This window comes from Amycolatopsis oliviviridis, assembly GCF_014654365.1.
Classification (GTDB): domain Bacteria; phylum Actinomycetota; class Actinomycetes; order Mycobacteriales; family Pseudonocardiaceae; genus Amycolatopsis; species Amycolatopsis oliviviridis.
The window spans coordinates 485,524-498,175 of record NZ_BNAY01000002.1; the positions used below are offsets into that span (position 1 = coordinate 485,524).

The window sequence follows — 12,652 nt, forward strand, 5'->3', positions numbered from 1 at the left end:
ATCGGCATGAACCTGCTGCTCGGCCTGCTCACCTTGCCTGTCTACGCGCTGATGCTGTGGCCGCTCGTGGTCGCCGCCCGCCGCGTACTGGGCGTCCGGATCGGCGTGATCCGCGCGTTCTGCGCCGCCGGCTTCGGCTGGCTGGTCGCGGGCGGCATCCTCAGCGCGTTCCCCCGGCCGTTGTACACGGGCGGCGCCGTCGCCGGGCTGATCGTCCCGGTGGCGGGCGGCGCGTTCCTGGCGACGCTGATCTTCCTGTTCGTCGCGGAGTTCGCCCTGCCGTCCGGCTCGGGGCTCGGGCTGATCGGCAGGATCCGGTCGCTGCGCCGCCGCGTTGCCCGGACACGGCGGTACTCGCAGATCACCCGCATCGCGATCAAGCACGGCCTCGGCCGGTACCTCACCGGCCGCCGCGAACCCGGCCTCGCCCAGGTCCGGCACGCCAAACTGGCGCGGTCGCTGCGACGCGCGCTGGAAGAGGGCGGCGTGACGTTCGTGAAACTCGGGCAACTGCTCTCGACACGGTCCGATCTGCTCCCGCCGGTGTTCATCGACGAACTGAGCAAACTCCAGGACCAGGTCGCCTTCGCCGACGCGGACGAGATCGCGACCGTGCTCAAGGAAGAACTCGGCGGCGATCCGGACGAGATCTTCGCCGAGTTCGATCCGGAGCCGATCGCGGCGGCGTCGATCGCGCAGGTCTACCGGGCGAAGCTGCGCGGCGGGCAGGACGTCGTCGTCAAGGTGCAGCGGCCCGGTGTGCAGGCCCTGGTCGACCGGGATCTCGACATCGTCCGCCGGGTCGCGGCCGCGCTGGACCAGCGCGCGGACTGGGCGCGCTCGCTCGGCGTCGTCGACCTCGCCGAGGGCTTCGCCGACGCACTGGTCGAGGAACTCGATTTCCGCACCGAGGCCAGGAACATCGAAGCGGTCGCCGCGGCCTACCCCGGCACCGAGGTCGCGCTCCCGACCGTCCACAAGGAACTGTCCACCGAACGCGTCCTGGTGATGCGGCGCCTCGACGGCAAACCGCTGGCCGCCGCCAAGGAGCAGGTCCCGGTCGCGGAACGGGCGAACCTCGCGCGCTCGATGCTGCGCTGCGTGCTCGGCCAGGTGATGGGCAGCGGCGTCTTCCACGCCGACCCGCATCCCGGCAACGTCCTGCTGCTCGCCGACGGCAGGCTGGGCCTGCTCGACTTCGGCTCCGTCGGACGGCTCGACTCGGGTCTGCGCGGCGGGCTGCAGAACCTCATCCTCGCCCTCGACCGCGGCGACCCGGCCGCGTTGCGCGACGGCCTGCTGGAGATCGTCGACCAGCCGGACGAGATCGAGGAACGGCGGCTGGAGCGGGCACTGGGTTCCTTGGTGGCCAAGCACTTCAACCACGGCCAGGCCCCGGATCTGGACATGTTCACCGACCTGTTCCGGGTGATCGCCGACTTCCGGCTCAGTGTGCCCCCGCCGATCGCCGCGGTGTTCCGCGCACTGGCCACTTTGGAGGGAACGCTGGCCGCGCTGGCGCCGGGATTCAACATCGTCGTCGAATCCCGCGCCTACGCCGCCGAGCAGGTGGGTGCCGGGTTGCGCCCGGAATCGCTGCGCTCCACGGCCACCAACGAACTGCTGGCGCTCCTGCCGGTGCTGCGCCGCCTCCCCCGCCGCGTCGACCGGATCGGCAACGCGCTGGAGCAGGGCAGGCTTTCGGTCAACGTCCGGCTGTTCTCCGACGAACGCGACCGCGACGTGGTGACCGGACTGGTGCACGAGGTCCTGCTGGCGTTCGTCGGCGCGGCCACCGGGCTGATGGCGGTGCTGCTGCTGGGCAGCGCGACCGGCCCGGAGGCCATGCCGGGTGTCACGCTGCACCAGATGTTCGGCTACAACCTGCTGGTGGTCAGCGCGCTGGTGGGACTGCGGCTGCTTTTCGTCGTTTTCCGGCGGACCGGACAACGATCACGATCGTCCCGATGACCCCGAGCACGAACAGACCGATGCCGGCGAACATCAGCAGCCGCGAGGTACGGAAACCGGTGTCGGACAAGGGATCGCCGGGAAGACCGGCCTCCACGAAAGCGGTGGTCTGAGGAAAGGGCTCGGCGGCGAAAGGACTCCCCAGTCCGACGACGATTCCGCTCAGCTTCGACAGGGGAACGGCGCCGTTGCCGGGCTCCTCGGCGTAGATGCGCGAGTCCCGGGAATTGTTCCGCAGGTCACCGGCGACGAACACCGTGCCCGGCGGCACCTGGACGCTGAACGGCCGGTATTCCTTGCGGCCGTACCCGTTGTCGTCGTTGGTGTAAGGCTCTTTGACCGGCTTCCCGTTGACGGTGATCAGGTTGTCCTTCGTACAGCAGACGACCTGATCACCACCCACGCCGATCACCCGCTTGACGGCCCGGCCCTCGCCGGGACTCGCGTCCGGGAAAGCGGACAGATCCATGAGGACCACCGCGCCGCGCGGGACCTCGGGAAGATCCGCCCAGCGGTACAGGACGACCTCCCCCGGCTGGATCGTGGGCATCATCGCTTCGCCGGGGACGCTCACCATGCGATAGCTCATCAGGGTCCAGAACCCGTATCCTCCGGTGCCCACGCCGACGATCGCCACCAGGATCATCACGAGCAGGAGCGGGGAGAATCTTCGCTTCTGCCCGGGCCTGTCGGCGGGCGGAGCGGGAAAGTCCATTTCGGTCACAGCGCAGACTAGCTCCGATGGCCGACAGTTTCCGGCGAACGCGTCAACCCCGGGGCGCGTACATGATGACGCCGACCCCGGCGAGACAGATCAGGGCGCCGATGACGTCGTAGCGGTCCGGCCGGTAGCCGTCGGCGACCATTCCCCAGGCCAGCGAGCCCGCGACGAACACCCCGCCGTACGCGGCGAGGATGCGGCCGAAGTTCGCGTCGGGTTGCAGCGTCGCCACGAAGCCGTAGAGGCCCAGCGCGACGACGCCCGCACCGATCCACAGGTAGCCACGATGTTCCCGGACGCCTTGCCAGATCAGCCAGGCGCCGCCGATCTCCAGGAGGGCGGCGAGGGCGAAGAGCCCGATGGACCGGAAGATCATCCCAACAGCTCTTGGATCGCCTGGCGCGCGTCGTGCACTTGGGACTTCACCGTGCCGACCGGGGCGTCCAGTTCGTCGGCGATCTCGGCGTAGGTGAGTTGGGAGATGTCGCGCAAGATGAAGGGCCGGACCACCTGCGGCTTGGACACTTCGAGCTTTTCGAGCGCGTCGAGCAGATCGAGCCGTGAGCCGGCGATGACGCTCGTGGTGCGCGGGTCCGGTTTCAGCGCGATCAGTTCGTCGGCGGAGAACTGCTTGGCGGAGCGGCGTTTGAGTGAGCGATAGGTGCTCAGCGCGCTGTTCGACACGATCGTGTGCAGCCAGGTGCCGAACTTCGACCGCCACTCGAAAGCGGCGAGATTCGCCGACACCTTGAGCAGGACGTCCTGGCACGCTTCTTCGGCGTCCTGACGGCAGGGCAGGAAGCGGCCGCAGCGGCGCAGCACCTCCGGTTCGATCCGGCGGAGCAGCCTGTCCAGCGCGGCGGGGTCGGCCGCGGCCTCGGCGGCGAGCCGTTCGAGATCGTCGTCCACCATCGCGCTCCCCCGGACTCGGCTGATCACCCCATCCGGATCGTAACCGGGGTGACCGGCGGGGCGAATCCTCCCCGCCGGTCACCGCGGATCAGCACTCGTTGAGCAGGGTGGTGTCGTTCGCGAAGCCGTAGTCGTCCAGGTTGACGTCCGGAACCCACACGTTCGCGTTCCCGGTGTCGTCGTCCGTGAGCAGCCAGATCGCGCTGCTGCGGTTGAAGGCACGCATGCGGGTGCCGACCTTCCAGCACTTGAAGTAGTTCGAGCCCGCGTAGAGCGTGCCGATCTTGTTCCACTCGTCGGCGTACTGGAGCTTGTAGCTCGGTTGGGTGACCAAGGTGGTGAAGTAGACGAGTCCGGCCTTGTCAGCGACCGCAGGCGAAGCGTCCGCAGTCCCCGCCGTGGCGATCACGGAGGCCACGACCATGAACATGGCCGTGAGGGTTTTGCGCGTTTTCATTTGTTCCCCAGTTCCGCCTGGTTTCGTCCAGGCTCGAAAAATCGTGGCGAAACGCCGCCGAGGTCCACAAGCATTTCCAGGACTTTCGAAGAAAGGTGGCCGGTCAGCGGGACATCGGGCTCGGTTAGCATCGTGGCCGGGGGTGAAGATCATCGAAGAGATCGGGCGCTACCGGGTCGAGCGCCTGCTGGGCACCGGCGCGTTCGCGTCGGTGTGGCTGGCCCGCGACGACATCCTGGGTTCTTCCGTGGCGGTCAAGGTTCTCGCGGACAACTGGTCGTCCAGAATGGACGTTCGCGACCGTTTCCGCACCGAAGCCCGGCTGCTGCGCCAGGCCGATTCGGACCGCGTCCTGCGCGTGCTCGACATCGGCGAGCTTCCCGACGGGCGCCCGTATTTCGTCACCCCGTTCGCCGATGGCGGCAGCCTCGAAGAGCGTCTCGACGGCCCGATGGCTCCCGAGGTGGCCCTGCCGATCCTGCTCGAAGTGGCGGAGGCGGTCTGCGTCCTGCACGGGATGGACGTCGTGCACCGGGACCTCAAACCGTCCAATGTGCTCTTCCAGGGCGATCGCGTGGTACTCGCGGATCTCGGCCTGGCGAAGGCGCTGGCCCAGGGTTCCGGCCTGACGCAGATGGCGGGTTCACCCGGCTACATGGCGCCGGAACAGGCGAAGCAGGCCGGAATCGTCGACGAGCGGACCGACGTCTATGGTCTCGGCGCGCTCGCCCACCGGCTGCTGACCGGCGCGGTCGTGGGCGATCCCTCGGCCGTCACCCTGCCCCGGACGCTGAACGCCGTCATCCGTAAAGCGCTTCAACCCGACCCGGCGAAACGATGGCCGACGATGCGGGCCTTCGCCGACGGCCTGCGCGGGAACGCGAAGCCGGCGAAACGCCGTTGGCTGCCGTACCTCTGCGCTTGCGTGATCGCGGCCGCGGGCGCGACGTGGTGGCTGGTCCCCCGCGAGACTCCGGCGGCTCCGCCCCCGGCCGCGACGCCTCCGGCGGTGGATCCGGCCCTGTGCCGCGCCGACGAACTGCGGATCTACCACAACGACGCGGACAACGGCACCGGCAACGAGAACCGCTGGTACGCCGCCCTGCTCATCGAAGCGACGACCCGCACCTGCGATGTTTTCGGCTACCCGCAGGACTTCCGGCTCGTGACCGCCACGGGACCGCTGCCCCGGAAAGTCGGCGACGGGACGGGTGAACCGAAACGCGTCACCCTCGTGCCCGGCGAGGGAATGGCGGAGGTGTCGATGAGCTGGTCGCGGGAGACCGTCGACGGCTCCGCGGCCCCGACGCCGGTCCGCGCGGAGTTCACCGTGCCGGGAACGGGCACCCGCTACGTCCTGCCCTGGGGTCTCGGGCCGGTCGGCGACGAAGGTCAGCTGGAGATCGGCCCGATCGGCCCGGCAGTGAACTAGATCACCCGATCGTGGTCCAACTCCCCCGCCCCGGGCGGCATCACACCCCATGTCCGGACCACCCGGTCCAGGAAGGGGAAAGATCATGGGGAAGACGGAGAAGTTCATCGGACTGGCGCTCGCCGGGACCACGGCCGCGTCGCTGATCCTGGCGGGGACCGCTTTCGCGAGCGAACCCGCGGGGCCGTGCCGTGCCGCCGAGGTCGAACTGTTCACGAACGAGGCCGGACAGCAGGGCACCGTGAAGGGATCCGGCCTGTTCTTCGGCACCATCGCCGAAAACGGCGAGTGCACGTTGACCGGCTACGTCCAGGACGTGCGCCTGCTCGACGCGGGCAAGCGGCCGATCCCGTCGGTCGCCACCCGGGACACCTCCCAGCCCGTCCGGCTCGCGCAGGTCGGTAACGGACCGGGCGCGGAGGTCGGGCTGACCTGGACCGACGGGACGACGGTGCCGGCGTACCTCGAGGTCCGGCTGCCGGGCGCCGACGAGACGAGCGTCGTGGACTGGAAGGGCGGCGGGATCGACACCGCTCAGCCGCTGCTTTTCACCGCCGTTCAGCCGACCCACGACTGACCTGCGGGCCGCGGTATAGGTCGTTATACGCTCCCCGGACCGCATCCAGAGGACTAAATGCGGTCCGGGGAGGTGAGCCTCAGACGGTGAAGCCGAGCGCCCGCAGCTGTTCGCGGCCGTCGTCGGTGATCTTCTCCGGGCCCCACGGCGGCATCCAGACCCAGTTGATCCGGAAGTCCTTGACCAGGCCCGTTCCCCCGCCGACGAGCGCGGCACCGGTCTGGTCCTCGATGACGTCGGTCAGCGGGCAGGCCGCGGACGTCAGGGTCATGTCGATGGTGGCGGTGTTGTCCGGCTCGACGTGGATGCCGTAGACGAGCCCCAGGTCGACGACGTTGATGCCGAGTTCGGGGTCGACGACGTCACGCATCGCCTCTTCGACGTCCTCGACCTTCGCCACGTCGGCGGTGTCCGGGGCGGCGGCGGTCTCGGCGTCGAGGTCGGCGGCCGTGCGCCCCTCGCGGGTTTCGGTCTGCTGTTCGGTCATGCCGTCTCAACTCCGTTGGTCGTGCGGGCGACGGCGTCCTTGAACGCCATCCATCCGAGCAGGGCGCATTTCACGCGGGCCGGGTACTTGGCCACGCCGGCGAAGGCGATGCCGTCCTCCAGCACGTCCTCGTCCGGCTCGATCTGTCCCTTGCCCTGCATCAGCTCGACGAAGGCGTCCATGGTGGTGAACGCCTCCTCCACGGTGTGCCCGACGACGAGATCCGTCAAGACCGACGTGGACGCCTGGCTGATCGAGCAGCCTTGCCCCTCGTAGGAGACGTCGGCGACCTTCCCGTCGTCGACCTTCACCCGCAGCGTCACCTCGTCGCCGCAGGTCGGGTTGACCTGGAACGACTCGGCGTCGAACGGCTCGCGCAGGCCACGGCCGTGCGGGTTCTTGTAGTGGTCCAGGATGATCTCCTGGTACATGCTTTCGAGGTTCATCAGGCGACCCCGAAGAACTTCTGCGCCTCGCGCACACCGTTCACCAGTGCGTCCACTTCGGACAGTGTGTTGTAGACGTAGAACGACGCGCGCACGGTCGCCGGGACCGAGCAGGCCCGGTGCAGCGGCCACGCGCAGTGGTGCCCGACGCGCACGGCGACGCCGAGGCTGTCCAGCACCTGGCCCGAGTCGTGCGGGTGGACGCCGTCGATGACGAACGACACCAGCCCGCCGCGGTCGGCCATGTCGGTGGGGCCGATGATCCGCACACCGGGGATCTCGCCGAGCCCGGCCAGCGCGGCCTCGGTGAGGACGTGCTCGTGCGCGGCGACGCGGTCCATGCCGATCGCCGACAGGTAATCGGCGGCCGCGCCGAGGCCGACGGCCTGCGACGTCATCGGGGTGCCCGCCTCGAACCGCTGCGGCGGCGCGGCGAACGTGGTCTGTTCCATGCGGACCAGCTCGATCATCGAACCACCGGTCAGGAACGGCGGCATCGCTTCGAGCAGCTCGCGGCGGCCGTAGAGGACACCGATGCCGTACGGGCCGACCATCTTGTGCCCGGCGAAAGCGGCGAAGTCGACGTCCAGCGCGTGCAGGTCCACCGGGAAGTGCGGCACCGACTGGCAGGCGTCCAGCACGACCAGCGCGCCGACCTTGCGGGCCTTCTTCACCAGGAACTCGACCGGGTTGATCGTGCCGAGCACGTTGGACTGGTGCGTGAACGCGAGCACCTTGGTCCGCTCGGTGATCAGTTCATCCACATTGGACAGATCGAGGCGGCCGTCGGCGGTGACGGAGAACCACTTCAGCGTCGCGCCGGTGCGCTGGCAGAGCTGCTGCCACGGCACCAGGTTCGCGTGGTGCTCCATCTCGGTGATGACGATCTCGTCGCCGGGACCGATCTTGAACCGCTCGGCCCCGGGACCGGCCGTGGCGGCGTTGCTCATGGCGTAGGCGACGAGGTTGATGCCCTCGGTGGCGTTCTTGGTGAACACCAGCTCGTGCGGGGAGGCGCCGACGAACTCCGCGATCCGCACACGGGCGGATTCGTAGGCGTCGGTCGCCTCCTCGGCGAGCTGGTGCGCGCCGCGGTGCACCGCGGCGTTCGAAGTCTCCAGGAACCGGCGCTCGGCTTCGAGCACCTGCGCCGGTTTCTGGGACGTCGCACCGGAATCCAGATACACCAAGGGTTTCCCGTCCCGCACGGTGCGGGTCAGGATCGGGAAGTCGGCCCTGATGGCCGCCACATCTAGCGGTACAGAGTTAGCCGTGGTGGTGGTCATCGGGCCAACTCCTCTCGGTGTAGTCGTGAAGTTCAGTGATCAGACGGAGGCGGTCTCGGCGGAGCCGGTGTACTTGACGTACCCGTTCTCCTCCAGCTCGTCCGCGAGTTCACGGCCGCCGGACTCGACGATCTTGCCGCCGGCGAAGACGTGCACGAAGTCGGGCGTGATGTGCCGCAGGATCCGCGTGTAGTGCGTGATCAGCATGACGCCGGCGTCGTTGTTGGCCTTGAACTCGTTGACGCCCTCGGACACGACGCGCAGCGCGTCGACGTCGAGGCCCGAGTCGGTCTCGTCGAGGATGGCGATCTTCGGCTTGAGCAGCGCCAGCTGCAGGATCTCGTGGCGCTTCTTCTCGCCACCGGAGAAGCCCTCGTTCACCGAACGCTCGGCGAACTCGGACGAGATCTCCAGCTTGCCCATCTCCTCCTTGACCTCCTTGACCCAGTGGCGCAGCTTGGGGGCCTCGCCACGGACCGCGGTGGCCGCGGTGCGGAGGAAGTTGGACATGGACACGCCCGGCACCTCGACCGGGTACTGCATGGCGAGGAACAGGCCCGCGCGGGCGCGCTCGTCGACGCTCATCTCCAGCACGTCCTCACCGTCGAGCAGGACCTGCCCGGAGGTGACTTCGTACTTGGGGTGACCGGCGATGGCGTAGGACAGCGTGGACTTGCCCGAACCGTTGGGGCCCATGATCGCGTGGGTCTCGCCCGACTTGATGGTCAGGTTGACGCCCTTGAGGATCTCCTTGGGGCCCTCCTCGGTCGTGACCGAGGCGTGCAGATCCTTGATTTCCAGCGTAGGCATTTCTTTCCTAAAGTCTGATGTGGACGGACGAGAGGGCTTAGACGCCCACGGCTTCGAGCTCGGCTTCGATGGCGGCCTCGAGACGCTCGCGCACCTCGGGAACACCGATCTTGACCAGGATCTCGTGGAAGAACCCGCGTACGACCAGGCGCCGCGCGGCGTCCTCGCCGATCCCGCGCGACTGAAGGTAGAACAACTGCTCGTCGTCGAACCTTCCCGTCGCGCTCGCGTGCCCGGCGCCTTCGATCTCGCCGGTCTCGATCTCCAGGTTCGGGATCGAGTCGGCCCGCGCGCCCGGCGTCAGCACCAGGTTGCGGTTGAGCTCGTAGGTGTCGGTGGCCTCGGCGGCCGCCCGGATCAGCACGTCGCCGACCCACACGGTGTGCGCGTCGTCGCCCTGCAGCGCGCCCTTGTACATCACCCGCGACTTGCAGTTCGGCACCGCGTGGTCGACGAAGAGCCGGTGCTCCTGGTGCTGTCCTTCGTCCGCGAAGTACAGGCCGAGCATCTCGACGTCGCCGCCCTTGTCGGCGAAGGTCGCCGTCGGCGAGACGCGGACCAGGTCACCGCCCAGGGTGATGACGATGTGCTTGAGCGTGGCGTCGCGGCCGAGCTTGAGGTGCTGCTCGGAGACGTGCACCGCGTCGTCGGCCCAGTCCTGGACGCTGACCACGGTCACGTTCGCCGAATCGCCGATGACGAACTCGACGTTGTCGGCATAAGTGCCGGAGCCGACGTGGTCGAGGACGATGACGGCCTCGGAGAACTGCTCGGCGCGGACCTGCACGTGCCCGTAGGCGACCTTGCCCTCGCCGGGGCCGGTGATCTTCACCGTCGACGGCTTCGACGTCTTCGTCTCCTTGGGCACCGTGATGACGGTGGCCTCGGTGAACGAGGAGTAGGCCTGCGCGGCGATCCGGTCGCTCGGGACGCCCGCGACGCCGAGGCGCTCGTCGTCCCGGCCGACCTTCTCGATCTTCAGTTCAGGGGCGGCGTCGGCGTCCACGGTGGCCGAACCCGAAACGGTGGCGGACCCGTCGTGCAGGCCGCGCAGCCGCTTCATCGGCGTGAACCGCCAGTTCTCCTCACGGCCGCCGGGGACCTCGAAGGCCTCGACGTCGTGGGAAGTGAAGCGCTCCGCGCGAGAGGTCGCCGGGATGACGACCCCTTCGCGCATCGCTTCGGAAACGTTGTTCTCGGTAACCGACATGACTAGCCGACGGACCCTTCCATCTGAAGCTCGATCAGGCGGTTCAGCTCGAGCGCGTACTCCATCGGCAGCTCACGCGCGATGGGCTCGACGAACCCGCGCACGATCATCGCCATGGCCTCGGCCTCGTCGAGACCGCGCGACATGAGGTAGAACATCTGGTCTTCGCTGACCTTCGAGACGGTCGCCTCGTGGCCCATCGACACCTCGTCGTTGCGGATGTCGACGTACGGATACGTGTCCGACCGCGAGATCGTGTCGACCAGCAGCGCGTCACAGACGACGCTGGACCGCGAGTGGTGCGCCCGCTTCGCGACCTTGACCAGGCCGCGGTAGGAGGTGCGGCCACCGCCGCGCGCCACCGACTTCGACACGATGGTCGAGGAGGTGTGCGGCGCCAGGTGCTCCATCTTCGCGCCGGCGTCCTGGTGCTGGCCCTCGCCCGCGAACGCGACCGAGAGGACCTCGCCCTTGGCGTGCTCGCCCATGAGGAAGACGGACGGGTACTTCATCGTGACCTTGGACCCGATGTTGCCGTCGATCCACTCCATGGTCGCGCCCTCTTCGCACTTGGCGCGCTTGGTGACCAGGTTGTAGACGTTGTTCGACCAGTTCTGGATGGTCGTGTAACGGCAGCGGGCGCCCTTCTTCACGATGATCTCCACGACCGCCGAGTGCAGCGAGTCGGACTGGTAGATCGGCGCGGTGCAACCCTCGACGTAGTGCACGTAGGCGTCTTCGTCGACGATGATCAGGGTCCGCTCGAACTGACCCATGTTCTCGGTGTTGATGCGGAAGTAGGCCTGCAGCGGGATGTCCACCTTGACGCCCTTGGGGACGTAGATGAACGAGCCGCCGGACCACACCGCGGTGTTCAGCGCGGAGAACTTGTTGTCCCCGGCCGGGATCACGGAGCCGAAGTACTCCTTGAAGATCTCCGGGTGCTCCTTGAGCGCGGTGTCGGTGTCCAGGAACAGGACGCCCTGCGCCTCCAGATCCTCGCGGATCTGGTGGTAAACGACCTCGGACTCGTACTGCGCGGCGACACCGGCGACGAGGCGCTGCTTCTCCGCCTCGGGGATGCCGAGCTTGTCGTACGTGTTCTTGATGTCCTCGGGCAGGTCTTCCCAGGAAGTGGCCTGCTTCTCCGTGGACCGCACGAAGTACTTGATGTTGTCGAAGTCGATCCCGGAGAGGTCCGCACCCCAGTTGGGCATCGGCTTCAAGTCGAAGAGCTTGAGCGCCTTCAGTCGCGCTTCGCGCATCCACTCCGGCTCGGACTTCTTCGAGGAGATGTCGACGACGACGTCCTCGTTCAGTCCTCGGCGGGCGCTGGCGCCCGCCTCGTCGGAGTCCGCCCAGCCGAACGCGTACTTGCCAAGGGACTCGATGGTCTCTTCCTGGCTCATGGGCGCGGTGGTGGGAGTGCGCTGCTCGGCAGCGGCAGTCATGCGGGTTTCCCTCCATTCGGGATCCGTGCTGTGCGCCCTGGGGAGGGCGCCGTGCTTCCCGGCGCGGGTGTGGCCGGGTGACCCGTCGGAACGACGGGTACGTGGGTGGTGCACACGTTGTCACCGCGTGCGATGGTCGCCAGTCGCTGCACGTGGGTACCCAGAAGTTCCGCGAAAGCCTCTGTCTCGGCTTCACACAACTGAGGGAACTCGGCGGCGACGTGGGCGACCGGGCAATGGTGCTGGCAAAGCTGTTCGCCGACACCGACCTGACGGGTCGACGCAGCGTAACCCTCCCTGGTCAGCGCCGCAGCGAGGGCCTCGGCGCGGGCGGCCGGGTCCGTGTGCTTGGTGATCGCGTCCTGATGCGGACCGACCAGGGAAGCGACACGGGCCTCCGCGAAGGCCTTCACCGCGTCTTCTCCCGCGTGCTCGGAGAGGAAGCGGATGGCCGAGGACGCGAGGTCGTCGTAGGCGTGCCCGAACCGGGCGCGGCCCGCTTCGGTGAGCAGGAAGTTCTTGGCGGGACGGCCGCGTCCGCGAGGGCCGCGGCGGGACGCGTCCCGGGTTTCGGCCTCGCCGTCGGCGAGCAGCGCGTCGAGATGACGGCGGACGGCGGCCGCGCTGATGCCCAGCTGATCGGCCACCTCGACGGCGGTCATCGGACCCTGTTCCAGCAGCAAACGGGCCACTTCGTGCCTGGTCCGGCCCTCGGGGCCGACCTGCGCGGGGACAGGCTGGACCTCGGCGCGGGGCATGTCGCCACCGGCCTCGTTCCGCGTCCCCGTCTTTTTCACAACACAAGTGTGACGTATTTCCGGGGAGACGGCAAAGAGGGGTGCCTCACGGAGTGGCGTGGGTCACGTCCGCCGGTGAAACCACAGGGGTAACC

At 68.2% G+C, this 12,652-nt stretch carries 14 protein-coding genes; 3 read left to right on the forward strand and 11 right to left on the reverse strand.

Features of this window, described 5'->3' with window-relative positions; translation table 11 throughout:
- Positions 1-6 precede the first annotated feature (6 nt).
- The gene (locus IE302_RS09370) at positions 7-1,971 is read left to right on the forward strand and encodes an ABC1 kinase family protein (protein ID WP_191253853.1); all 1,965 of its coding nucleotides are present in this window, start codon (positions 7-9) and stop codon (positions 1,969-1,971) included.
- Here the strand turns inward: IE302_RS09370 and lepB are convergent.
- From lepB to IE302_RS09390, 4 genes are all read right to left on the reverse strand, one after another.
- The gene (gene lepB, locus IE302_RS09375; protein ID WP_229907743.1) at positions 1,895-2,686 is read right to left on the reverse strand and encodes a signal peptidase I; all 792 of its coding nucleotides are present in this window, start codon (positions 2,684-2,686) and stop codon (positions 1,895-1,897) included. The two genes, IE302_RS09370 and lepB, sit on opposite strands and share 77 nt — an antisense overlap.
- A 52-nt stretch (positions 2,687-2,738) precedes the next feature.
- Positions 2,739-3,068, reverse strand: a complete 330-nt coding sequence (locus tag IE302_RS09380) for a YnfA family protein (RefSeq protein WP_191253857.1) — start codon at positions 3,066-3,068, stop codon at positions 2,739-2,741.
- Positions 3,065-3,604 (reverse strand): RNA polymerase sigma factor, encoded by a 540-nt coding sequence (locus IE302_RS09385; RefSeq protein ID WP_191253859.1) that lies wholly within the window; start codon positions 3,602-3,604, stop codon positions 3,065-3,067. Before IE302_RS09385 ends, IE302_RS09380 begins: the two co-directional genes overlap by 4 nt.
- 88 nt (positions 3,605-3,692) lie before the next feature.
- Entirely contained in the window at positions 3,693-4,034 is a 342-nt protein-coding gene (locus tag IE302_RS09390; RefSeq protein ID WP_191253861.1) for a hypothetical protein, read from the reverse strand.
- A gap of 169 nt (positions 4,035-4,203) precedes the next feature.
- On the opposite strand from IE302_RS09390, the gene IE302_RS09395 reads away from it, so the two are divergent.
- The gene (locus IE302_RS09395; RefSeq protein WP_191253863.1) at positions 4,204-5,493 is read left to right on the forward strand and encodes a protein kinase domain-containing protein; all 1,290 of its coding nucleotides are present in this window, start codon (positions 4,204-4,206) and stop codon (positions 5,491-5,493) included.
- 85 nt (positions 5,494-5,578) lie between these two features.
- Positions 5,579-6,070, forward strand: a complete 492-nt coding sequence (locus IE302_RS09400) for a DUF4232 domain-containing protein (RefSeq protein WP_191253865.1) — start codon at positions 5,579-5,581, stop codon at positions 6,068-6,070.
- A 79-nt stretch (positions 6,071-6,149) separates the two neighbouring features.
- On the opposite strand, the gene IE302_RS09405 is transcribed toward IE302_RS09400, so the two are convergent.
- The 7 genes from IE302_RS09405 to IE302_RS09435 are packed head-to-tail and all read right to left on the reverse strand — an operon-like array spanning position 6,150 to position 12,557.
- A complete protein-coding gene (locus IE302_RS09405) occupies positions 6,150-6,557 on the reverse strand; it encodes a metal-sulfur cluster assembly factor (RefSeq protein ID WP_191253867.1) in 408 nt (135 codons plus the stop codon).
- Positions 6,554-7,003, reverse strand: a complete 450-nt coding sequence (gene sufU / locus IE302_RS09410; protein ID WP_007029705.1) for a Fe-S cluster assembly sulfur transfer protein SufU — start codon at positions 7,001-7,003, stop codon at positions 6,554-6,556. The genes IE302_RS09405 and sufU overlap by 4 nt, the downstream gene beginning before the upstream one ends.
- Positions 7,003-8,289 (reverse strand): cysteine desulfurase, encoded by a 1,287-nt coding sequence (locus IE302_RS09415; protein WP_191253869.1) that lies wholly within the window; start codon positions 8,287-8,289, stop codon positions 7,003-7,005. Before IE302_RS09415 ends, sufU begins: the two co-directional genes overlap by 1 nt.
- Positions 8,290-8,328: 39 nt before the next feature.
- Positions 8,329-9,099: a Fe-S cluster assembly ATPase SufC gene (gene sufC / locus IE302_RS09420; protein WP_191253871.1), complete on the reverse strand. Its 771-nt coding sequence runs from the start codon at positions 9,097-9,099 to the stop codon at positions 8,329-8,331.
- Between the two features lie 37 nt (positions 9,100-9,136).
- Positions 9,137-10,309, reverse strand: a complete 1,173-nt coding sequence (sufD, locus tag IE302_RS09425) for a Fe-S cluster assembly protein SufD (protein ID WP_191253873.1) — start codon at positions 10,307-10,309, stop codon at positions 9,137-9,139.
- A gap of 2 nt (positions 10,310-10,311) precedes the next feature.
- A complete protein-coding gene (sufB, locus tag IE302_RS09430; protein WP_191253875.1) occupies positions 10,312-11,760 on the reverse strand; it encodes a Fe-S cluster assembly protein SufB in 1,449 nt (482 codons plus the stop codon).
- The gene (locus IE302_RS09435) at positions 11,757-12,557 is read right to left on the reverse strand and encodes a helix-turn-helix transcriptional regulator (RefSeq protein WP_373307927.1); all 801 of its coding nucleotides are present in this window, start codon (positions 12,555-12,557) and stop codon (positions 11,757-11,759) included. Before IE302_RS09435 ends, sufB begins: the two co-directional genes overlap by 4 nt.
- Between the last annotated feature and the right edge of the window lie 95 nt (positions 12,558-12,652).

What these genes read in the sequence shown, in the direction of transcription:
- IE302_RS09370 (WP_191253853.1), top strand. Translation starts at nt 7, where the DNA reads ATGAACCTGCTGCTCGGCCTGCTCACCTTGCCTGTCTACGCGCTGATG.
- lepB (WP_229907743.1), bottom strand. Translation starts at nt 2,686, where the DNA reads ATGGACTTTCCCGCTCCGCCCGCCGACAGGCCCGGGCAGAAGCGAAGA.
- IE302_RS09380 (WP_191253857.1), bottom strand. Translation starts at nt 3,068, where the DNA reads ATGATCTTCCGGTCCATCGGGCTCTTCGCCCTCGCCGCCCTCCTGGAG.
- IE302_RS09385 (WP_191253859.1), bottom strand. Translation starts at nt 3,604, where the DNA reads ATGGTGGACGACGATCTCGAACGGCTCGCCGCCGAGGCCGCGGCCGAC.
- IE302_RS09390 (WP_191253861.1), bottom strand. Translation starts at nt 4,034, where the DNA reads ATGTTCATGGTCGTGGCCTCCGTGATCGCCACGGCGGGGACTGCGGAC.
- IE302_RS09400 (WP_191253865.1), top strand. Translation starts at nt 5,579, where the DNA reads ATGGGGAAGACGGAGAAGTTCATCGGACTGGCGCTCGCCGGGACCACG.
- IE302_RS09405 (WP_191253867.1), bottom strand. Translation starts at nt 6,557, where the DNA reads ATGACCGAACAGCAGACCGAAACCCGCGAGGGGCGCACGGCCGCCGAC.
- sufU (WP_007029705.1), bottom strand. Translation starts at nt 7,003, where the DNA reads ATGAACCTCGAAAGCATGTACCAGGAGATCATCCTGGACCACTACAAG.
- IE302_RS09415 (WP_191253869.1), bottom strand. Translation starts at nt 8,289, where the DNA reads ATGACCACCACCACGGCTAACTCTGTACCGCTAGATGTGGCGGCCATC.
- sufC (WP_191253871.1), bottom strand. Translation starts at nt 9,099, where the DNA reads ATGCCTACGCTGGAAATCAAGGATCTGCACGCCTCGGTCACGACCGAG.
- sufD (WP_191253873.1), bottom strand. Translation starts at nt 10,309, where the DNA reads ATGTCGGTTACCGAGAACAACGTTTCCGAAGCGATGCGCGAAGGGGTC.
- sufB (WP_191253875.1), bottom strand. Translation starts at nt 11,760, where the DNA reads ATGACTGCCGCTGCCGAGCAGCGCACTCCCACCACCGCGCCCATGAGC.